18 protein-coding genes and 4 pseudogenes are annotated in these 20,474 nt (G+C 62.5%); 11 read left to right on the top strand and 11 right to left on the bottom strand.

The features are described from left to right. Nucleotides 1–47: 47 nt before the first annotated feature. Entirely contained in the window at nt 48–1,028 is a 981-nt protein-coding gene (locus tag ABNX08_RS09445) for a tripartite tricarboxylate transporter substrate binding protein (RefSeq protein WP_022534948.1), read from the top strand. 97 nt (nt 1,029–1,125) lie between these two features. On the opposite strand, the pseudogene ABNX08_RS09450 reads toward ABNX08_RS09445, so the two are convergent. Continuing rightward, nucleotides 1,126–1,392, bottom strand: a pseudogene (locus ABNX08_RS09450) (LysR family transcriptional regulator); the annotation flags it as partial. Between ABNX08_RS09450 and ABNX08_RS09455 the strand changes: the two are divergent. Beyond that, nucleotides 1,340–1,732 (top strand): annotated as a pseudogene (locus ABNX08_RS09455) (tripartite tricarboxylate transporter substrate-binding protein); the annotation flags it as partial. The pseudogenes ABNX08_RS09450 and ABNX08_RS09455 overlap by 53 nt on opposite strands. Nucleotides 1,733–1,874: 142 nt before the next feature. Here ABNX08_RS09455 and ABNX08_RS09460 read toward each other — a convergent pair. Further along, complete coding sequence (locus ABNX08_RS09460; RefSeq protein ID WP_022534951.1) at nt 1,875–3,050, bottom strand: M20 aminoacylase family protein; 1,176 nt, start codon at nt 3,048–3,050, stop codon at nt 1,875–1,877. A gap of 56 nt (nt 3,051–3,106) precedes the next feature. Next, a complete protein-coding gene (locus ABNX08_RS09465; protein ID WP_022534952.1) occupies nt 3,107–4,108 on the bottom strand; it encodes a tripartite tricarboxylate transporter substrate binding protein in 1,002 nt (333 codons plus the stop codon). Nucleotides 4,109–4,253: 145 nt separating this feature from the next. Here ABNX08_RS09465 and ABNX08_RS09470 point away from each other — a divergent pair, with 145 nt between their 5' ends. From ABNX08_RS09470 to ABNX08_RS09500, 7 genes and pseudogenes are all read left to right on the top strand, one after another. Further along, entirely contained in the window at nt 4,254–5,153 is a 900-nt protein-coding gene (locus ABNX08_RS09470) for a LysR family transcriptional regulator (protein WP_022534953.1), read from the top strand. 202 nt (nt 5,154–5,355) lie between these two features. Next, nucleotides 5,356–5,514, top strand: a pseudogene (locus ABNX08_RS09475) (acyl-CoA synthetase); the annotation flags it as partial. Nucleotides 5,515–5,525: 11 nt separating this feature from the next. Beyond that, nucleotides 5,526–5,660, top strand: a complete 135-nt coding sequence (locus ABNX08_RS09480; protein ID WP_374063658.1) for an SDR family oxidoreductase — start codon at nt 5,526–5,528, stop codon at nt 5,658–5,660. Nucleotides 5,661–5,683: 23 nt separating this feature from the next. Further along, complete coding sequence (locus ABNX08_RS09485) at nt 5,684–6,301, top strand: hypothetical protein (RefSeq protein ID WP_349606948.1); 618 nt, start codon at nt 5,684–5,686, stop codon at nt 6,299–6,301. Between the two features lie 391 nt (nt 6,302–6,692). Further along, nucleotides 6,693–7,760 carry a porin gene (locus ABNX08_RS09490; RefSeq protein ID WP_022534956.1) on the top strand — a complete coding sequence of 356 codons (1,068 nt, stop codon included), beginning with the start codon at nt 6,693–6,695 and terminating at the stop codon, nt 7,758–7,760. Between the two features lie 374 nt (nt 7,761–8,134). Then, complete coding sequence (locus tag ABNX08_RS09495; protein ID WP_022534957.1) at nt 8,135–8,605, top strand: hypothetical protein; 471 nt, start codon at nt 8,135–8,137, stop codon at nt 8,603–8,605. Between the two features lie 338 nt (nt 8,606–8,943). After that, a pseudogene (locus tag ABNX08_RS09500) lies at nt 8,944–9,350 on the top strand (transposase); the annotation flags it as partial. A gap of 243 nt (nt 9,351–9,593) precedes the next feature. Here the strand turns inward: ABNX08_RS09500 and ABNX08_RS09505 are convergent. The 6 genes from ABNX08_RS09505 to ABNX08_RS09530 all read right to left on the bottom strand — a co-directional run bounded on the left by ABNX08_RS09505 (nt 9,594) and on the right by ABNX08_RS09530 (nt 16,262). After that, a complete protein-coding gene (locus tag ABNX08_RS09505) occupies nt 9,594–10,571 on the bottom strand; it encodes a nitronate monooxygenase family protein (RefSeq protein ID WP_022534959.1) in 978 nt (325 codons plus the stop codon). 33 nt (nt 10,572–10,604) lie between these two features. Further along, nucleotides 10,605–11,582, bottom strand: coding sequence for a tripartite tricarboxylate transporter substrate binding protein (locus ABNX08_RS09510; RefSeq protein ID WP_022534960.1), 978 nt, complete (start codon nt 11,580–11,582; stop codon nt 10,605–10,607). A gap of 130 nt (nt 11,583–11,712) precedes the next feature. Further along, nucleotides 11,713–12,174 carry a MaoC/PaaZ C-terminal domain-containing protein gene (locus ABNX08_RS09515; protein WP_011154309.1) on the bottom strand — a complete coding sequence of 154 codons (462 nt, stop codon included), beginning with the start codon at nt 12,172–12,174 and terminating at the stop codon, nt 11,713–11,715. A 20-nt stretch (nt 12,175–12,194) separates the two neighbouring features. Then, a complete protein-coding gene (locus ABNX08_RS09520; protein ID WP_022534961.1) occupies nt 12,195–13,802 on the bottom strand; it encodes an AMP-binding protein in 1,608 nt (535 codons plus the stop codon). 69 nt (nt 13,803–13,871) lie between these two features. Beyond that, a complete protein-coding gene (locus ABNX08_RS09525) occupies nt 13,872–15,407 on the bottom strand; it encodes an acyl-CoA synthetase (protein ID WP_022534962.1) in 1,536 nt (511 codons plus the stop codon). Between the two features lie 27 nt (nt 15,408–15,434). After that, nucleotides 15,435–16,262, bottom strand: a complete 828-nt coding sequence (locus ABNX08_RS09530; RefSeq protein ID WP_349606953.1) for a tripartite tricarboxylate transporter substrate binding protein — start codon at nt 16,260–16,262, stop codon at nt 15,435–15,437. 251 nt (nt 16,263–16,513) lie between these two features. Between ABNX08_RS09530 and ABNX08_RS09535 the strand changes: the two genes are divergently transcribed. Continuing rightward, the gene (locus ABNX08_RS09535; RefSeq protein WP_022534964.1) at nt 16,514–17,440 is read left to right on the top strand and encodes a LysR family transcriptional regulator; all 927 of its coding nucleotides are present in this window, start codon (nt 16,514–16,516) and stop codon (nt 17,438–17,440) included. A 383-nt stretch (nt 17,441–17,823) separates the two neighbouring features. Here the strand turns inward: ABNX08_RS09535 and ABNX08_RS09540 are convergent, their stop codons facing one another. Beyond that, nucleotides 17,824–18,774, bottom strand: coding sequence for a tripartite tricarboxylate transporter substrate binding protein (locus ABNX08_RS09540; protein WP_041681411.1), 951 nt, complete (start codon nt 18,772–18,774; stop codon nt 17,824–17,826). A gap of 809 nt (nt 18,775–19,583) precedes the next feature. Here ABNX08_RS09540 and ABNX08_RS09545 point away from each other — a divergent pair. Then, nucleotides 19,584–19,733: a hypothetical protein gene (locus tag ABNX08_RS09545; RefSeq protein ID WP_349606955.1), complete on the top strand. Its 150-nt coding sequence runs from the start codon at nt 19,584–19,586 to the stop codon at nt 19,731–19,733. A gap of 29 nt (nt 19,734–19,762) precedes the next feature. On the opposite strand, the gene ABNX08_RS09550 is transcribed toward ABNX08_RS09545, so the two are convergent. After that, entirely contained in the window at nt 19,763–20,344 is a 582-nt protein-coding gene (locus ABNX08_RS09550) for a YceI family protein (RefSeq protein ID WP_022534966.1), read from the bottom strand. Nucleotides 20,345–20,474: the final 130 nt, after the last annotated feature.

Below are 20,474 nucleotides of genomic sequence, written 5' to 3' on the forward strand. Positions count from 1 at the left end.
GGCCAATTCTCACGCCCTTCCAGAATGACAATACGGAGACCGATTCGATGAACCGTCGACTGATCTTGCGCGCTACCTCGTTGGCAGCGCTCTGTTTTCCCCTTTCATCGGGCATTGCGCAAGCGCAGCCCATCGCCGGCGGCAAGCCGGTCACGCTGGTGGTCGGCTTTGCGGCCGGCGGCGCCGCCGATGCCGCCGCGCGGCTGATCGCCAAGAAGCTGGCGGACAACCTCGGCCAGCCGGTAGTCGTCGACAACCGTGGCGGTGCTGGCGGCAATATCGCCCACCAGCTGGTGGCCCGCGGTCCGGCAGACGGCAGCATGCTGCTGTTCGGCTCGATCGGGCCGCTGACCATCGCGCCACACCTGATGACGCTGCCCTACGATCCGTTCAAGGACCTGGCCCCCGTATCGGGCGGCGTGAACTTTCCCAATATGCTGGTGGTGCACAAGGGCGCCGGCGTGAAGAACCTGGCCGAGTTCGTCGCGCTGGCGAAGAAGAAGCCCGGTGCCGTGGACTACGCGTCCACCGGCGCTGGCTCCGCATCCCATCTGGCGGGCGAACTGTTCAACCAGCGTGCTGGCATCGAGATGGTCCATATTCCGTACAAGGGCGGTGCACCAGCACTGCAGGATTTGCTTGGCCAGCGTGTGACGTCGTACTTTGCGGCACCGCCGACTGCGATGCCGCAGGTCGAGGCCGGCAAGCTGGTGCCGCTGGCCACTACCGGCCCGGTGCGACCGGCCTACCTGCCGAACGTCCCCACCGTGGCGGAATCCGGCTACCCCGGCTTCGAGGCGCTGAACTGGTATGCCTTCGTGGCCCCGGGAAAGACGCCGGGGTCCGTCCTCGATCGCTGGAATCAGGAGATCGTCAAGGTGCTGAACGACGCGGAGGTGAAAGACGCCCTGAACAAGCATGGCCTGACTCCGCAGCCGACCACGCGGCCGGAACTGCTTGCCTTCATGAAGAAGGAAAGTGCAAAGTGGAGCGCGATTGTCAAGGAGCGAAAGATCACGGTTGATTGAGCCTGGGGATCGAACCGTCGCATCGCGTCGTGCAGATGCGGCTGGTGGCGGATCATGCTGGTCAGGCTGATGGCGGCATTGCGGCACCATCTCGATCTCACTCCTTGTGGAGCGTCGCACCGAACCACGCACCGTCGCGCACCAGGCTGCGCGCGGTATCGGCCAGCACGACCCGCGCCGCCAGCGCCGCAGGCGACAGTTCGTCGTCGGAAAGGCTGGCCAGCATGTTGTGCCGTCCAACCTGGGCGTCGACTACCAGCGAGCGGACCAGCGTCGGATCATTGAGGCGCGCGGTCGCTGCGCCCGGCTGGATGGTGGCACCGAAGCCGGCGCGCACCGCATCCATCGGCAAGAGCGTGAAGCCGCAGGTGGTCGTCGAAAACTATGGCGGCGGCACCGGGGTAATCGGCGCCAACAAGGTGCTGGCCGCGCCGGCCGACGGGTATACCTTCTTCCACGGCTCGATCAACGAGGTGTTCCTGTCCCCGTTACTGAATCCGGCAGCCCGCTATAAGCCCGAGGACTTGATGCTGGCGGCCCCCATCAGCGACGCCAATATCTTGCTACTCGTGCGCAACTGCCTGCCGGCCGACACGCTGGACAAATTCCTCGAACTGGCGAAGCAGAATAAGAGCAAGCCGCTGACCTACGCAACGGTCGGCATCGACTCGATCTATCACCTTATCGGCGACGCCCTCGGCGCGCATTGCCATCAGGCGCGTCATGTTCACCGACGGCGCCTAGTCGCGTACCACATTGATCAAGCGTGGTGGGCGCTTGGACGAGGTCAAGGATTTCACCTTGACCTTTTTGTTTCCGGCGCGCGTCACGGCAGTTGCGCAAGCTTCAGTCCGTCAGGAAACGCTGCGCCAGCAGGGTCCAGTAGGCCGCGCCGATGGCGATGTTGTCGTCGTTGAAGTCGTAGCCCGGGTTGTGCACCATGCAGGCGCCCGCGCTGTCGCCGTCGCCATTGCCGATCAGCAGGTAGCTGCCCGGGCAGCGCTCCAGCATGAAGGCGAAGTCCTCGCTGCCCGGCAGCGCCGGACCTTGCAGCACGACACCGTCCGCTCCCAGCAGTTCGAGCGCCGTGCGGCGCGCGAATTCGGTCTCCTGCGCCGTATTGACGAGCACCGCGTAGCCCTGCCGGTAGTCGATCTCCGCGCGCACGCCATAGCTTTCCGCCTGCGCCTGCACCAGGGCCTTGATGCGCCGCTCCAGCGTGGCGCGCACTTCCCGGTCCAGCGCGCGTACGCTGATCTCCAGCGTGGCCTCCTGCGGAATCACGTTGTTGGCGCGGCCGGCGTGCATGGCGCCGACGGTTACCACTGCCATCTGCAGAGGATCGACGTTGCGCGCGACCACGGTCTGCAGGGCTAGCACGATGCCGGCCGCCGCCACCAGCGGATCGGCCGCGCGGTGGGGCAGGGCGCCGTGGCCGCCCACGCCCCGCAGGGTGACGGTCGCGTAGTCCGACGAGGCCATCGTCGGCCCCTCGCGCAGCACCAGCTTGCCCTGCGGCATGCCCGGCATATTGTGCATGGCGAACACGGCGTCGCAGGGGTACTTCTCGAACAGTCCTTCCTCGATCATGCGCAGGGCGCCGCCCAGGCCTTCCTCCGCAGGCTGGAAGATCAGGTGGAGCGTGCCCGAGAACTCCCCCGCCCGCGCCAGGTATTCGGCGGCGCACAGCAGCATGGCGGTATGGCCGTCGTGTCCGCAGGCATGCATCACGCCGGCGTGGCGGCTGGCATAGGGCAGCCCGTTCGCCTCGTCAATCGGCAGGGCATCCATGTCGGCCCGCAGGCCAAGCCGGCGCTTGCCGTTGCCGCGCCGCAGCGTGCCGACCACGCCGGTGCCGCCCAGGCCGCGCTCGACTTCGTAGCCCCATTCCACAAGGCATTTCGCGACGGCGTCGCTGGTGCGATGCTCCTGGAAGCCGAGCTCGGGATGCTGATGGAGATCGCGCCGCAACGCGATGAACTTGTCTGCGCCCGCGCGCAGCGATTCCAGGACGGCATGCATGGGGTTTCCCTTTTTTTGTCGGGTGAGGGCCGTGATGCGTGAGGTGCGTCGGCGCGTTACTGGGGCTGAAGCCCAATGGCCTTGGCCAGGCCGCGATAGCGTGCGGTTTCGCTCTCATAGAAACGGGCCGCTTCCTGCAGCGACATCGGTGCGGCCACCAGTTGCATCTGGGTTTCCAGGCCCGCGCGCACGGCGGGATCCTGGAGCACGTTGCCGAGCGCCTGGTTCAGGCGCTGGACCACGTCGGGCGGCGTTCCCTTCTTGACCATGACGCCAGTCCAGATGGTGAAGGCGAAGTTCTTGAGCAGCTTGCCTTCGCTGATGGTCGGCTCATTGGGCAGCAGCGCGGGACGGTTGGCGCCCACGGTGGCCAGCAGCTTCAGCCGCCCCTGCTGCGCCATGGCGCCGAGCGCGGCATTGAAGGGCACGATGGCGAAGTCCAGCTGGCCACCACCGATGTCCTGGACCAATGGCGCCGCGCCCTTGTATGGCACGTGGGTCATCCTGGTGCCGGTGAGCTGCTGCATGTGTTCGACCAGGATGTGGTACAGGGAGCCCACTCCCACGCTGCCGTAGGACAAGGGCCTGTCCTTGCGGCTGCGCGCCAGCGTGATCAGTTCGTCGGAGGAATTGGCCTCCAGGTCCTTGCGCGCAACCAGCGCCAACACCGCGGTGGAGATGGGCTGCACCAACTGGAAGTCTTCGGCCTGCAGCTTAACCGCGGCGTTTGCCAGCGGGGAAAGAATGACCTCGTTGGGTGAACCCTGAAACACGTAGTAGCCGTCGCCCGGGGCGGACAGTACCTTCTGCGCGGCGATGGCGCCGCTGACGCCGCCCAGGTTTTCCACCAGCACGGTTTGGCCGAGCTGCTTGCCGATGGGCTGGCTCAGCACCCGGGCGATCGCGTCAGAAGCGCCGCCGGCGGGGTAGGGAACCATCAGCGCGATCGGCTTGGCCGGATAGGGTCCGGGTCCGCTCGCGGCAGCGCAAGCGGCGCCGGCCAGCGAGGCGGTGAGCAGGCCGGCCAGCAGGCGGCACAGGCGTCGTGTGAGGTACATCGTTGTCTCCTGTTGAAGGTGCCAGGTCTTGTGCTTGCCCCGGTCGGGGACGCATGGCTGCGAGCCATGTTAGGAAGGCCGTCCCGCGATGTCCAATGCATCATTTTTTGCATTATCATTACAAAATTGCATACGAGACGGCCGCATGAACCTGATTCAGCTCAAGCATCTGATTGCGCTGGCCGAAACCGGCTCTTTCAGCCAAGCTGCGGCGCGGCTGCACCTGACGCAACCGGCCCTCAGCCGCAGCATCCAGGCGCTGGAATCGGAGCTGGGCATGTCCCTGGTGGACCGCATCGGCAAGCGCAACGAGTTGACGCCGTTCGGGCAACTGGCGCTGGAGAGAGCGCGGCGAATCGCTTTCGAGGCCGGCGAGCTGAAGCAGAGTGCGCGCGACCTGCAAGCCGGGGAGGCGGGCATGCTGCGCATCGGGTTCGGGTCGGGGCCGGGCGCCATGCTGATGACGCCCTTCCTGGTCCATATGGGCAGGCACCATCCGAAGGTCCGACTCACCATCTCCCGCGGCGCCACCAATCTGCAGCTGCAGCAGTTGCGCGGCCGCGCACTGGACGGCATCGTGATCGACCTGCGCTCGCTGGTGCCGGGCTCCGATCTGAACGTGGAACGGCTGCCGGACCTGCGTGCCGGCTTCATCTGCCGCAGCGGCCATCCGTTGCACCAGCTGGCGTGCGTGCGCTTCGAAGATCTGCTGGCCTATCCGATCGCTTCAAGCCCGCTGTCGGACGAGGTGGCGCGCATCCTGGTCGCCCACTTCGGGCCGCGCGCACATCCGGATGAAATGGTCACGTTGCGCTGCGAGGAAATCGCCAGCCTGGTGGAAGCGGCCCGGAAGACCGATGCCGTCTTCCTCGGCATCATCGCGGCCGCGCGCGAGCCAATTGCGAGGGGGGAGCTGGCGGAACTGGTGCTGACGCCGCCCCTGCATACCAACGCGCAGTTCGCCCTGATCACCTTGCAGGGGCGGACCGAGACGCCCGCAATGCAGACGCTGCGGACGTTCATGGCACAGAGGATGCGGGAGTAGCGGCGCCGGCGGGCTCGGGGATCCACGTCTGCGCGACCGCGGCTGCGCCCGGTCCGGCTCCGTTCGAACTGCCCCGGCGGCCGTCCCCTGTGTGGGCAAGATCGAGGAACAATTCCCGCGCCGGAACAGGTCGGTGGCACGCACGATCGGTGTGGAACTGACATCGACCTCGATTACCCCCATGGGCGCGTCCAGCTTCAAATGGCTCGTCGGCGGCGGTGAGCGTACGCCGGAAGAGCGCATCCGGGAATTCTCCGGCCTGTTCACGAACGCGCGATATGTGGATGCCTATGGCCTGACGGAGACGTGTTCAGGCGACACGATGATGGAAGCCGGGCGGGAGACTGACAAGATCGGCTCGGGGCAGAAGAAGTGGCAAAGGCTGTCTTGTTCCTGGCCTCCGACTGGGCCGCGGCCATCACCGGGGTGAATCTGCCGGTGGATGCGGGATACCTTGTGGCACGATCCTGGGCTAGCTATGGCGGTTTGCGTCGGGCGACCGCCTAGACAAGCCACCGGCTGCCCACGGAATGCAACTGAATAACATCCGGCTGCCGTTCGATGTTGATGTCCACTGCCGCAGTGGAGGCTGCTGGTTGCGCGGCGCGATGGGTAGTGTCGCATTGAAGGCGGGGGAAAGTGCGCGGGTGAGCGCGTATCGGCGCTTTGACCTGTACACCATGTCGCATAGCCTCATAGCAGCCAGTGATGCCATACATTTTGACGTCATGGCTTCGAGGCGTCCCATCCGGGACGAGAGCGGTGATCACTCGCCGCGCAACTGGGCGCACGATCCGGCGAAACCCCTTACCTTGAAACTTGCGCGGGCAGTCTTTGGAGAACCGAATGCGCCTTGGAGTCGGGCGCATGCCGCAAGGATGCTCGATCTTTCACTGCGAGACCTCAGTGCGTGGATGCTCAGAGAGGGGGCAGCACTGACAAGCTTGGTTTGCGAGCAGCGTCTGATGCGAGCATTGATCGAGGTCTCGCAAGGCAAGGGCCAACATGGCAGGTATGGCTTTGTATCGCGCGAGCGCCGTGATACCGCCTTCTTTGAACGCTTCGGTGTATGCGTGGAACAGGCTGCCGTGATCGGCCGAGTCGGTACGGTGAGTTGGTCCGGTGACTTGGTCCTGGAACCCGGTTGACGCGGGTCGGTGGCAGGGCCGTCGGTCTTTATCGACGGTCAGGCGCAATCGTGCCCCGGCATGCCCGACGGTCTCGTCGGTGATGCAACTGCCAAGCGTTTATAACCGGGAGGGGACAGGTTTGGGGCAGACCGACACAAATTCGTCAAAAATCTGTCACTCACGTCAGAGAGATATCGGCGCGCCCCGGCGATGGAGTTTAGCTGCCGGACGTGCACATATTGTTCTTGATTTTGAAATGATTGTGCGAATCTCTGCATAATTGTTGACTCATTGCTGTCACATTCCTGTCGCACTATCTGGCGGCCGCGTCGGTGGGTGGTTTCGGCTCGCATGCAAGCCGTGACGCCACCGGCTGGACCCTCCGCCAAATAAGAACCTGGAATTGACAGTGAAAAAAGCTCTCTTCGCAGTAGCAGCCGCAGCTTGCGCCATGTCTGGCTCTGCCTTTGCCCAATCGTCGTCCAATGTGACGCTCTATGGCATCGCTGATGCCGGCATCAGTTTCCAAAACCACGTCAATGGTGGCGCAAATGGCAGTGGCTCTGTCGTTGGTGTGACTTCCGGGGGCCTCTCAGGTTCACGCTGGGGTCTGCGCGGGGTCGAGGACCTCGGCAGCAACCTGAAGGGCGTCTTCGTGCTGGAAAGCGGCTTCGATATCGATAGCGGCAAATCCGCGCAGGGTGGCCGGCTCTTCGGTCGCCAGGCCTACGTTGGCCTGCAGGGCAATTTCGGTGCCGTCACCCTCGGCCGACAGCAAAATTCGCTGTATGACCTGTTCGGAGCCTATGACCCGATGGCGGCGGGCCCGATGTACTCCCTGAATTCGGTCGACAATCAATTTAACGGTCGCGCCGACAACGCTATCAAGTACACCGGTAAGTTCGGCGGCTTGACGGCAACCGGCTTCTATAGCTTCGGCCGCGACGTGAACTCCGGCCTCGGCGGCGAAGTGCCGGGCCACTTCCAGGTCGGCAAGAACTTTGGTGGTGGTTTGGCCTACGCGAACGGGCCGTTCTCGGTGGGCGTCGCGTACGACCAGTTCCAGGGCAGCACCCTGGCTTCCGCGGACCTCGCCGCAAAACGTGCTGCGATTGGTACGTCGTATGCCTTCGGCGCTGCCAAGGTGTTTGGCGGCTACCGCTGGATGCGTGACGAAGTCACGACTGGCACGGCCCGTCACGACAACCTGTACTGGCTCGGCGCGAACTACAAGTTCACTCCCGCCTTTACCCTGACCGGCGCGGCTTACTACACCGACGCCCGCACCGACAGCAAAGATTCGTGGATGTTCGTGCTGAACGCTGACTACGCCTTGTCCAAGCGTACTGACGCGTACCTGCTGCTTGGCTATGTTAACAACAAGGGCAATGCAACCTTCGGTGTGACCAGTACGCCCAATACGATGCCAGGCCAAAACCAGACCGGCGCAATGCTCGGCATGCGACATCGCTTCTAACTTCCTGCCCGCAGGACGAGGCGCGCCCCCTGGCGTGCCCACGACAGTCTCATATCGACCTTGGCTTTCACTGTTAAGGGCGTTTGGCCGGCACAAGTGTCGGCCATTTTTTTCGTACGTCGCTCGCTGTCAACCGGTCCAGATGGGTTTCCCACGCGGCGGAACTGGGGCAGCCGGGCAGCGACGGAGCTTCGACGGGGGCAACTCATGCCGCGCCGCGAAGCCATCCGCTTTAGTGATCGGCGAGTTCACACAGGCGCGGCGCTAACGCATAATGCTTGGTCATACGAATTTCATTGCAGCGCTGTTCCAACCGCGCCGCATCGAATCCGGACCCGACGAGGCTTCGGAGAGAACAAGAAATCGGAGTCGCCTTGCCAACAGATCAGGTGCAGCGCAGTTCTGACGGGAACTGGATCGTTCCTATCCCCGGTCATAGTCCCTATTCATTCACCCGCATGAAATGCGGCTTCGACGCCCCCGACTCGCGTCATAAGGTGGTCTTGATCGACCTGAAGAAGCTGCTTGCTTGCGCAGATCGCGATAAAACGGACTATGTCCTCCAGGCTGCGCAGTACTGGCATGCGGGCAAGGTGCGCGGCATTCGCGAGTTCCTGGCACCCGGGCAGGAGCGGATTCCGGAAATTCCCTATGTAACGTTCACAACCCGGCGCTGCCGTACGTTAGCCGGATTGATTGGCTTTGCCCGCGAAGGTGTGGTGTCGTTTCGAAACGGCCAGCATCGCGCCCGCTATCTGGCCTTTGCGGGCGCAGGCGGCCTGCCGGTCGAGGTCCATGAAACTGAGGCGGATCTGCTCGAGCGTTTTTGCGGTTGGGGTCGTTAGCAAACGTCTGAACGCTTGACGGGCGCGGAAAGGGAAGAGTCTCTGCCTGGTTGTCGATCGAACACGGCGACCAGCGCTGCATGAAATCAGCGGCTGTCCTGGTCGAAGGGGTTCCAGCCGATCGTCCGGAAATCCTGGGCCAACGGCGCCGATCAGTCACGCAGGCAGAGGGGCGCGAACGGATCAGGCAGCCATCGCTTCCGGCTTGGCGCTCGCGCCTTCCAGCGAAAAGCCGCTATAGCGCTTCCAGCGCTGACTTCGTGATGATGTCCTTGTATTGCTTGCCGCCACCCAGATATACGAGGAAGACTCGCGGCTTGCCAGGGACGTTGGCACCCCTGGTGCACACGGTGCGGGGCACGGCGGGCAACGTCAACGACGTGGTTGAGGCCAACAGCCTGCTGCATGGCGACGAAACCGACGCGTTTGGCAATGCGGGCTATCAAGGCGTGGACAAGCGTCCGGACGCGCGGGCGGGCGTGAACTGGCACGCGGCGATGAAGCCCGGCAAACGTCGCGTCCCGGACCAAAGCAAACCGCTTGGCGCGCTCGTCAATCAGGTCGAGCGAATCAAGGCGGGCATCCGGGCCAAGGTCGAGCATCCGTTCCGGGTCATCAAGCGGCAGTTCGGCTACACCAGGGTCCGCTTTCGAGGGAGAGGAAGAACACCGCGCAACTCATGACCTTGTTCGCGCTGTCCAGCTTGTGGATGGCGCGCGGCAAACTGCTGGCTGCTCGAGCATGAGCGCGGTTCGGGCTCATGCTGATGCCTCGCGCGCAGCCCGCGAATGCTGCTCCGCGCGTGCCAGACAGCTTCGCTCTGGGCTGATAGGTTGGCGTCGTGGCGCATTTAGTTTCCCGTTAAATGGCCAAGCATACTCGATTCGCGTTTGTGCAGAGCATCCTTAGATCCAACGGTACCGAGAAAGTCGGATACCGCAGTCACAGTGATTGCACTTGTGTTGCGCGATGCCCTTTTGTCTTGGGATCAGGGCAATCGTGCAATACGATCGCGCGCAGCAACGTACTCCCGACTAAGCCGTCTCACGATCTCGGAGGTGGTAGGAATGTCATGGATCTGCGCCACGCCATGCCCGGCGCCCCAGATATCCTTCCAAGCTTTTGGCTTGGAGCGACCATCCGCAAAGCTCATCTTGGATTTCTCGCCTTCTCTCAGATTGTCGGGATCCAACCCAATACGCTCGATGCTTTCGCGGACGTAGTTTCCGTGCACACCGGAAAATAGGTTGCTATAGACGATGTCAGACGCGCCGGCCTTGATCAGCGATTGCTTGTAGTCCTGGCTCGCATTGGCTTCCTCGCTGGCGATGAAGCGCGTACCGATGTAGGCAAAGTCAGCGCCCATGGCCTGCGCCGCAAGAATTGCATCGCCGGTGGCGATAGCGCCGGACAGCGCGATGGGACCGTGGAAGCGACGACGGACCTCACCTACCAAAGCCATCGGCGACAGAGTTCCAGCATGTCCACCGGCACCGGCAGCGACAAGAATCAGCCCATCAACACCAGCTTCCAACGCTTTCTCTGCATGGCGCAGATTGACCACATCATGGAAGATAATGCCGCCATAGGAATGGACGGCTTCGACGATCTCCCGCACCGGCGCCCGCAGTGAGGTGATGAAGATTGGCACGCGATGGCGCACGCACGTTGCTACGTCTTGTTCCAGCCGCACATTGGAAGTGTGGGCAATCTGGTTGACCGCGAGCGGCCCGACAATCGCGCCGGGATTGGCCGCCCGAAAGGTGTCGAGCTCCTCCCTCATCAGCGTCAGCCATTCATCGAGTAATTCCGGCTGACGCGCATTCAATGCGGGAAACGAACCGACGATGCCGGCCTTGCATTGGGCTAGCACCAATTCCGGATAGCTCACCGTGAACATTGGCGACGAGATCACTGGCAAGGTCAGGTTCTGCAGGATGGGAGGCAGATGGGGGGCGGTAGCCATGATGGTGGTTCCCTTGAGTTGATTAAGTTCGGCTCAATCGAGCGACACACCGGAAAGTTTCACGCGTTCGCTCTGGATTTTTCGGTCTTGTGCCAGAAAATCCTTGAAGGCCGCTGGTGTGGAGCCTACCGCGACATAGGAGAACGCATCGATATACTTTCTCCGGAAGTCTGGAGACTGGACGATGCGGCTGACGTCAGAGGAAATCTTCTCCACTAGCGCGGTCGGCGTGCCATGCGGCGCCACAAGGCCGATATTGAAGACCGCATTGATCTCCTTGATCCCTAACTCCTTGAAGGTGGGCACATCGGGCAGCGCCGCCGAGCGCGTGTCCGCCGAGACGGCGAGGGCCTTGAGCGCGCCGGACTTGACGTGCTGCTCGATCACCGAGACGCCGAGCACGGCGGCATCGATCTGCCCTGAGATCACTTCTGGGATCAGTGGCGCGGCACCCTTGTAAGGGACGTGTACCATGGTCAGGTTCTCGTTATGCGTGAACATCGCCATGGGTAGGTGCGCGATGCCGCCGGCGCCAGAGGAGCCGTAGGTCATCGGCTTGCTTGCCGAAACCTTCTTCGCGAGCGCGATGAACTCCTTGAGTGAATTGGCGGGCGAGGTCTTCGGCACGAAGAACACCAACGGTAGTGCCACGAGTCGCGAGACCTCGGCAAAGTCCTTGTCTGGGCTGTACGGCAGCTTTTTGTACAGGAATTGGTTCATGGTTAGCGCAGCTTCCGTGCCAGCAAACAGCGTGTAGCCGTCCGGCGCGCTCTTGGCGACGAACTCGGCGCCGATGATTTCATTGGCGCCAGGCTTGTTCAGCACCACCACCGGCTGCTTCCACGCATCGGCAAGCCGTGGCGTGAGCCCTCGCACGAAGCTGTCCACCGGCCCGCCGGCCGAGTACGGCACGACGATGGTCACCGGCTTGCTCGGGAAGCTCTGTGCCGCCGCGGTGCCGGCAACCGTTAGGGCGACCAGCATGCCGGTCAGTCTGATAAGGGATTGCATGGTGTCTCCTGGTGTTCGTCTGGGGTTGCAATGCGCTACCGCGCGGGCGGCCGCGGACAGGGGCCCCGATTCTGCGATCGGATACCCCGCTGAAATTGATAATGGGAAAAAGCGGCGATGTGGCGCGCGTTCAGGCGGCCTGGGCGTCGCGCTTGAGCACCAGCACGTCGGTCGTGCCGTCCTGGATCACGCCACCGGTCTGGTCGATTAACTGCAGTCGCCGGTTCACGCGCCCTACGCGCTTGCTGGTGCCGGCCTCTGTTTCCAGGATCTCCATCCTGAGCCGCAGCGTCTGGCCTACGAAAATCGGGGCCGCGAAGGTCCAGTTCTGCAGCGACATCATGGCCACGGCTGATTTGTCAAAGACGCCGAGTTGATGCAGCATGCCGGTGGCCAGTGCGATGCCTAGCGCACCGTGGACCACACGCTGTCCGAAGCGCGTGCCCCTGGCGAATTCCGCGTCGGCATGGATCGGATTCCAGTCTCCAGACAACATTGAGAACATCGTCAGGTCGGTCTCGGTGATGGTGCGGCCAGTGCTCTCGAACACCTGCCCGCGAAGGAAATCCTCGAAATATAGCGTAGTCGGCATGAAATTTTTCCGGAGGGGGTTCACGCGCCGGCGGCCGGGACAAGTTCCGCCAGCCGCGCCAGTGCCAGGTCGCGCAGCCTGTTGCGCTGGATCTTCACGCCGTTGGAGCTCAGCGTGACCGGATAGGCATCGACGAACCAGACACGCGCGGGCACTTTGAACGGCGCTACTTGGGCGCGCATCTGGGCCATGACATCGGCCTCGGCTAGCCGGGCGCCGTCAGTGAGGATCAGAAAAGCGACCACGCGGGTCTGCCCATCGATTTCCACGGCGACCACTTGCGCATCGGCGACACCCTCGAAGCGCTTGAGCACGGCCTCGATTTCGACCGGGTTGACCAGGAACCCGCCCAGGCGAATCGCATCGCCCATGCGCGTTTCATACACGAAAGTGCCGTCGGCGCGTAGATGGCCAAGGTCACCGGTTCGGAAATAGCCGTCGGGACGTACCGCTTCAGCGGTTGCGTCCTGATCGTGGTCATACCCCAGGAACAAGCTCGGTGCGCTGATCTCAATCTCGCCGGACTGTCCAGCCGGCAGCAACGCCCCCGTCTGGACATCACGGATGCGCACGGTGGCCTCGCCCCGTGCCACCGGGAGGCCGCCTCCTTCGATGCGCGCCTGCACCGGCAGCGTCATCGGCTGGCAGGAAAACAATGCCAGGACTTCGCTCGATCCGTACAGCCCTGCGAGTGGAATGCCCCGTGCGCAAGCCTCGCGGGCATATTCGGAGAAGCTTGAAGTAAATGCACCGAAGCCGAATAGCCGCGCGGCCGGAAATGGCCGGTTCGCCGGTGCCGTGTCCAGGATGCGGCGATACATCTCATCGCTGCCGAATGTGTGCGTAACACGCTGGTCAGCCAGCAGCCTGGCGGCCTGAGGCCCGTCAAACGTGTCGAGCAGTACCACGGGCGCGCCCCCCGCGAACGCCGCCAGCACGCCATTCAGCCCGAATACGCCGCAGAATGGCAGCATGGCCAGCATGACCGCACCATCCGCATCCATGCCATAAGCGTGTGCACAACGCCAAGCATGATCGACGAGCGTGTGTTGGGGGTGCATCACCAGCTTGGGGCCTTTGGTGGTACCCGAGGTTGTGAACAAAATGGCGCAGGCATTGGGATCGGATTCATCCAGCCCTTGCACCGGCTCGCGCATATGCAAATCGAAAGGCACTACCGGGCGGCCCAACAGACGGGCGGGCGTTGCCGGACTGGCATCCACCACCGCGATGGCTTGCAGCGCGGGCAGCGAGGCGGGATCCACGGCATCGAGAATCCCGGCGAAGTCGACCTTTCGGAAGCCTGGTTGCAGCACCAGCAGGCAGGCGCCGCTCTTTTCGATGAGGTAGCTCACCTCTTCACTACGATAGCGCGTGTTGACCGACACCAGCGTCGCGCCGACGCGCGCCAGCGCAAAGAACAGCGCCAGCCATTCGATGCGATTGACGAGCCACACACCTACCCGGTCTCCCTTGCCGATACCCTGGGCGTCCAACCAAGCGACTGTGTGACGGCACAGCAGATCGAACTCCGCATGGGTGATGGCACGCTCACCCTCTATGAATGCCACCGCATCCGGGTGTTCTGCCAGGTGCGAATCGATCAGGCTCCACAGATTCGTCCTCATGCGGCCTCCCGTATTGCTGCATTCGCAGCGTGTTGATTGTTGTTCATCCATACACTTGCTGCCGCTTGTTCAGATCCTGCGCCCGGCATGCTGCCAGTAGCCATCGCGCAGCTTGCGCTTGTGGATCTTTCCGCTTTCCTGGCGCGGCAGTTCGGTGCGCAGTTCGATCACCTTCGGCACCTTGTAAGCGGCGAGCCGGTCTTTCAGCCACGCACGCATTCCCTCCGGATCCAGTTGCGCGCAGTCGGCAGGCTGTACCACTGCCACGACCATTTCGCCAAACTCTTCATGGGGCACGCCAAACGCCGCGCAGTCCGCCACACCCGGCATGCCGGACAGCGCGTTTTCGATTTCGGCCGGGTAGATGTTCACACCGCCGGAGATCACCATGTCGCTCTTACGGTCGCAGATGAACAGGAAGCCGTCGGCATCCACGTAGCCCATGTCGCCTACGCACGCCAGTCCTTCGCAATCCATCGCGGCGCGCGCCTCAGGGCGATTGTGGTAGGTAAAGTCCGCATAAGCAGGCTGGCGCACATGGATGTTGCCAACCTCTCCTGTGCCGAGGCGGCAGCCCGCGTCGCTGTAGATGCGCACCTCGGCCTCGCTCACAGGCCGGCCGACCGACCCGGGCTTGCGGATGGCGTCCGCGGACGAAATCACGGTGATCATGCCCATTTCGCTGCACGCATACGATTCGTTGATCACTGGCCCCCACCAATCGATCATGGCCTGCTTGATGGCAACGGCAAAGGGCGCGCCTGTACAGGCGACGAAGCGCACGGACGACAGGTCGTAGCGGTTGCGTACGTGTTGCGGCAATGCCAGCAGGCGTACGCACATGGTGGGCACCAGGTACAGGTGCGTGATGCGATGGCGCTCGATGGCGCGTAGCGTGGCTTCGGCATCGAAGCGGGGATCCAGCACGACCAGCCCGGTCGCCAGCATGGCCTGCATACCGTAGAGATTGGGGGCGCCGTGGTACAGCGGCGCGGACAGGTACACGCGCGCATCCGCGGAAAAATCGAACACGGCCTTGACGGTATCGCGCAGCAGGCGCGGCTGCTCTGGATGCAGGCCCTGCGCGAGGCGCCGCACGCCTTTTGGACGTCCAGTAGTGCCGGAGGTATAGGCGAAGCGTCCGCGCGGCCGGTGCGACGGACCGCTGTACGCCGCCTGTGCGCTGCGCCATGCTTCATAGCGAAGGACGTCTGCCGGCACTTCGCCGGTAACGCGCGAAGTGGGATAAGCCTGCAAGGCCAACGGTTCTGGCGTGACCGCCAGTACGCGCACCCCTTCCGGGATCGCGGCACGCAATGTTGCTAACAGGTCCGCCTCGATGAACAGGACACAGGCACCGCTGTCCTGCAGGATATAGCCCAGCTCATCCACGGTGAACCGCCAGTCCACCGGACAGTGATACGCGCCGACGCGGTTGCATGCCAGCGTGATCTCGAACAGCGCGGGCGCGTTGCGAAGCACGATGGCCACGACATCGTCCTCTCCCACGCCCAGGGCAGCCAGGCCGCCGGCAACCTGCGCGGCGCGGCGTTCGATCTCAGCGCCGTCGAACCGGGCTTCGCCATATTGCAGTGAGGCAACCATCAACTCTCTCCTTTGCGGTACGTGCAGTTATTCGGGCTGCAGCCCGGCGTCCTTCACTAGGCGGCCATGGACCGCCAGTTGGTGTTTGATCAGACGGCCGAACGCTTCAGGTGACGAGGGCGTCAAAGGAAAGCCCAGCCGGTCCATTTGTTCGCGTACCTTCGGATTGTTCATCGCGGCAACGAATGCTTGGTTCAGACGGGTCACGACGTCCTTGGGCATGCCCGCCGGTCCGACCAGACCTGCCCACGGCATGATCTCCAGATCCTGCATGCCGGCCTCGCGCAGGGTCGGCACATCAGGAAGCAGGCTGTTGCGCTGGGCATTGATGGATACCAGCGCGCGCAGTTTGCCCTCGCGCAGATAGGGCGCGCCGATGGTCGTACCGATCATGGCCTGGGTGCGGCCGGCGATCAGATCCAGCATGGCCGGCGGCTCGCCCTTGTAGGGCACCTGGGTCAGCTCAATGCCAGTGAGTGTCTTGAAGTGCGAGAACGCGACCACGCCGGTGTTGTTGCCGGTGCCGTAACTCAGCTTGCCGGGATTGGCCTTGGCGTAGGCAAGGAACTCTTTCAGGTTGCTGGCCGGGACGGCAGGGTTCACGTACAGGAAAAAGCCGAAGCGGCCGACATCGGCGATGGGCGTGAAATCGGTCAGCACGTCGTAGGGCGGCTTCTTGCGCAGCGCCGGCACCAACGACAGGTTGCCCGACGTGGCGAGCAGCAAACGGTAGCCGTCCGGTGTCGCCCGGGCCACCTCCTGCGCGGCCACTTGCCCTTCCGCGCCTGGCTTGTTGTCGATCACGATGGGCTGGCCAAGCTGGGCCGATGCCGCCTGGCCGACCACGCGGGCCACTGTATCCGTAGTTGCGCCGGCGGGAAAAGGCACCACTAGCGTGATGGGCCTGACGGGATACTCGGCCTGCGCATTCGTTGCGATTGTCGCACTACAAAGCAGTAGCGCGGGTATGATCCGCTTCATGTCTCCTCCGCCTTTTTAACAAGCAAACTGGGCTTTGGGAGAGTATTGCATCCACATTTCAGGCAGGTAAGCCTGCGCTTGCGCACAGGTGCGTTGCGCGCAGCACACCAATCGCCGCTCAAACTATGGAACTCGACGCTTACTTGTTTTTCGCCACGGTTGTGGAATCTGGCAGCTTTATGAATGCGTCGCTCAAGCTTGGCATTGACCGCTCCAATGTCAGCCGGCGTATCCGTAAGCTGGAGCGCGATGTGGAGGCGCAGCTCGTACGGCGGAGCACGCGCCGCATGAGTCTGACGGAAATAGGCGAGGCGTTTTACGCGCAATGCGCCGTCATCCGCGCCGAGGTAGAGCGCGCGGACGAACTACTGCATACCTTCGGCACTTCCATCCGCGGTCCATTGCGTGTGAGTTGTCCACCGGCGGTCGGCCGACTGTACTTGACCGCTATGTTTGCCGAGTTCTGCAATCTGTATCCCAAGGTATCGCTGTCGGTGAGCTTCAAAGGCGGTGCCGTGGACCTGATGGAAAATGATCTCGACTTGGCTTTGCGGGTCACCAATGACCCCGGCGAACATTGTGTGGCGCGTGCACTCGGGCCGATCGAATGGATGCTATGCGCGAATCCCGAGTATTTGGAGCGGCATGGTCGACCGGTCACGCCGGAAGATTTGGCGTCTCATACCTGCCTTGGCGTGCGCACACGTGTGGGGCTTGAATATGTGCGAGAAGGCAGTGACCTCGTGCACAGGGTTTCCATCCAACCGCATTTGGAGTGCTCGGACTATGGTTTCCTCGGCGAAATGGCTGCGGCAAAGCTTGGCATCGGCTTGCTGCCTTCGTATGTCGCAGTAGAACATCTGCAAAGCGGTAGGTTGGAAACCGTCCTAAACGAATACAGGCTAACCCGTTCGCCTGGCGGCACACTGTACGCGATCACGCTCCCTAACCGATACACGCCGCCGCAGTTGCGTGCATTTATTGACTTTCTGAAATGCAAATTCGAGCAGGGCTTGCCTTGGGGAAAGGACCTGATACGAACAGGGGCATAGCCCCCGCGAGTGCAAGGCGCAGCTGGAAGCCGCTATTGCATTCGAGTCTGGGCGAAAGGGGGCCGCTGAAAGCCTGAACAGTCAGCGCGGAGCGAAGCATGCTCGTCGTAGCGGCGAGTTTGTATCTGCGTTGGAGGCGCAGAAGAGGCGAGACGCTGTCCAAACGGGGGTCGAGGCCAAGAGCAAGCAGGAGGAGCGCCCCTGATCACTGGAGTAGGAAGACTAGCCAGCTGAAGGGGCCGGCCAGCTTCGACTCGACGTTGGTCGCGTTCGATCTTCGCGTTGCTTTGAGCTGCCGCCTTGTTGCGGATTTGCCGGTGCGCCAGATGTGCAGTTATTTCGGTTATGCCTCGCTCCAAGAGGCTCAGCGGTCGATTGCAGGCTTATTGCAGCGGGATGCCGGTGTCCTTGACCACGCGTGCCCAACGCTCGCGCTCACTCTTGATGAAGTTTCCGAAATGCGTGGGCGTATCGCCGCCGGGCACGCCGCCCAGATCAGCCAGGCGTGATTTGACCTCGGGCTCGGCGAGGATGATAGCCACGGTCCTCTGCAGCCGGTCGATCACGGCCGGAGGCGTGCCTGCCGGGGCCACCAGGCCAAACCACGCAGTCACCTGGAAGTCCTCCAAACCGGCCTCCTTCATGGTAGGCACGTCTGGCAGCTCAGGGACGCGGCTCGCGCTGGTCACGGCCAGAGCACGCAATTTGCCCGACTGGATATGAGGCAGGGAGCTGGGGAGATTATCCACCATCATGGTTACCTGGCCAGCGACTAAGTCGGCCACGGCCGGCGCCGCGCCCTTGTAGGGCACATGGATAATGTCAGTACCGGTGCGTTTGCGGAACAACTCGCCAGACAAATGGACCGACTGGCCAGTGCCGGACGAGGCGAAGGAAAGCTTGCCGGGCTGGGCCTTGGCCAGCGCTACCAGCTGGGCCACTGTACGCGCCGGCACGTTAGCATTGACCACAAGAATGTTGGGTACCGACACCACCATGCTGACCGGCGCAAAGTCCTCCGCGCGATAAGGTAGTTGCCGGTACAAGCTATAGTTGATCGCATTGGGTCCGATATTGCCCATCATCAGGGTATAGCCGTCGGGGGCAGATTGCTTGAGCGCCTGCGCGCCAATGATGCCGGCGCCTCCGGCACGGTTTTCTACCACTACTGGCTGGCCCAGGAGTTCGGCCATGCGTTTGCCAACCAGACGCGACGCGATATCCGTTGTACCTCCCGCTGCCGCAGGCACAATCAGGCGGATCGGCTTGTCGGGGTATGCCGCCAGCGCGGCGCCAGGGACGGCCAATGCCGCCACGCCAACGGCCCCCGTCATCCCGGTTGTCACCAATACCAGCCTGGCGATTGCCAGCCGCAGTCTTTCAAGGCCTTGCTTCATCGTCGTCTCCCTAGTTGATCACGCCAAGGCGTGCGCCCGCTATTTGCTGGATTGGTTCCAAAGGCGCGGCAAATACGGTAAGCCCACGGCGGTGACATTGGAATTCACCATTCACAAACGAGGCCTTCGACTTGACGAAACGCATGATCCCGGCAGCAACGAGCCTGCCGACCCCTTTTCCGTTCCGAGATGTGCGTGGGCGAAACGCTGGAGCATTGCCCCGTGATGCTCGGCTTCAGTGCCTTGGGGATGGCCAAATGCGGGGTGAATGTTGTGGCACGGCGAGACGAAACGCTGCTTCGAGAGGCTAGAGTTGCTGCGACGGGACACAGGTTGGGTTGGCGCTCGCAATCCACTAGGGCCGCGTGATCCATTATCTGCGCTGTTGCTCTCGCTATCTCGCGAACTATCAGCAGCGGGGGGCTCAGGGCTGTCCATTTCAAGCACGGGAGCAGAGTCGGTGGTCGACTATGTCATTGGCCAACGCATGAAAAGGAACGGGCGCATGCGATGGGCGATTACTGGAGCCAAAGGACTACTGCAGGTTTGATGTGCTGTTCTCAACGGCGAGGCAATATGCAATTTCAGGTGGTGGTATCCCTCGGCCGGAAGATCGTGCCATATGCGATTGTGGACTGTACGGTATAAACAGCGCTCCGCGTTTGGCCACTTTCAAGCTCGGGGTCTACGAAAACTGCGACTGATTGCTCCGCCTTGGCTATCTGCTGCGCGCTGGAGTATCGTGTTTGTCCGATGCACAGGAGGCGCGCGAGATGCGAGGCTGGCAAAGCACCTATTTGGGCGCGCGCGAGGTGCCGCGTGAACTCAGCTGTTTCGAATTGCAGACGTTCTTCAAGCGCTTCACCTCACGTGTACCGCCACGTCAACGTGACTGAACCAGTCAGGCTGGTCGGCGGCCCAAGCATCAATCGGCCTTCACACCTTCCACTTGGATGGCCAGCTTCACTTCCTGCTTGAAACCATACTGCTCACCGTAGTTCACGCCAAAGTCGGCGCGACTGAAGGTGCCGGTCGCATCGGCGCCGCAGGCTTCACGCTTGAGCATCGGGTGCTGAATGCATTTGAAGTCATGGATGGCCAGCTTGACGGGCTTGGACACGCCGTGGAGCGTGAGGATGCCGTCGACTTCGGTCGGCACGTCACCCTTGAACTTCGAGAACTTGCCCTTGTAGCTGGCTTCCGGGAACTTGGCGACATCGAGCATTTCGGCGCTCTTGACATGCTCGTTCAGCTTTGCATTGCCGAAGTCGATCGATGCCGGGTCGATTTTGACGTCGATCGAGCCCGCCCTCGCTGCGCGATCCAGGATCACAACGCCGCTGGTCTTGTCAAACTTGCCACGCCAGATTGAAAGACCGCCCATGTGATCCGCTTCAAAGCTCGGATACGTATGGGTCGGGTCGAGATTGTAGGTCACAGTGTTAGCTGATGCCACGCCAACAGCGGAAAAGGCCGCGATCGCGGCAAAGACGGTACGCAAGTTCATGGGGAGCAAACAAACCTCAGTAAACGAATAAGAGAAGGCAGGATGTCTTTTTCTGACATTCTGACGCCAACGCTCGTCGGGCGTCTGGTGTATTGATTATTGGGTGTGCAGCACCGTCGGCGGAAGCCTC

The organism is Cupriavidus sp. DF5525 (assembly GCF_040149425.2).
GTDB lineage: Bacteria > Pseudomonadota > Gammaproteobacteria > Burkholderiales > Burkholderiaceae > Cupriavidus > Cupriavidus pickettii_A.

Coding starts and splice junctions, on each gene's coding strand:
- ABNX08_RS09550 (WP_022534966.1), bottom strand. CDS start 20,344: ATGAACTTGCGTACCGTCTTTGCCGCGATCGCGGCCTTTTCCGCTGTT.
- ABNX08_RS09525 (WP_022534962.1), bottom strand. CDS start 15,407: ATGGTTGCCTCACTGCAATATGGCGAAGCCCGGTTCGACGGCGCTGAG.
- ABNX08_RS09485 (WP_349606948.1), top strand. CDS start 5,684: ATGCAACTGAATAACATCCGGCTGCCGTTCGATGTTGATGTCCACTGC.
- ABNX08_RS09535 (WP_022534964.1), top strand. CDS start 16,514: ATGGAACTCGACGCTTACTTGTTTTTCGCCACGGTTGTGGAATCTGGC.
- ABNX08_RS09510 (WP_022534960.1), bottom strand. CDS start 11,582: ATGCAATCCCTTATCAGACTGACCGGCATGCTGGTCGCCCTAACGGTT.
- ABNX08_RS09465 (WP_022534952.1), bottom strand. CDS start 4,108: ATGTACCTCACACGACGCCTGTGCCGCCTGCTGGCCGGCCTGCTCACC.
- ABNX08_RS09460 (WP_022534951.1), bottom strand. CDS start 3,050: ATGCATGCCGTCCTGGAATCGCTGCGCGCGGGCGCAGACAAGTTCATC.
- ABNX08_RS09470 (WP_022534953.1), top strand. CDS start 4,254: ATGAACCTGATTCAGCTCAAGCATCTGATTGCGCTGGCCGAAACCGGC.
- ABNX08_RS09540 (WP_041681411.1), bottom strand. CDS start 18,774: ATGACGGGGGCCGTTGGCGTGGCGGCATTGGCCGTCCCTGGCGCCGCG.
- ABNX08_RS09505 (WP_022534959.1), bottom strand. CDS start 10,571: ATGGCTACCGCCCCCCATCTGCCTCCCATCCTGCAGAACCTGACCTTG.
- ABNX08_RS09515 (WP_011154309.1), bottom strand. CDS start 12,174: ATGCCGACTACGCTATATTTCGAGGATTTCCTTCGCGGGCAGGTGTTC.
- ABNX08_RS09445 (WP_022534948.1), top strand. CDS start 48: ATGAACCGTCGACTGATCTTGCGCGCTACCTCGTTGGCAGCGCTCTGT.
- ABNX08_RS09520 (WP_022534961.1), bottom strand. CDS start 13,802: ATGAGGACGAATCTGTGGAGCCTGATCGATTCGCACCTGGCAGAACAC.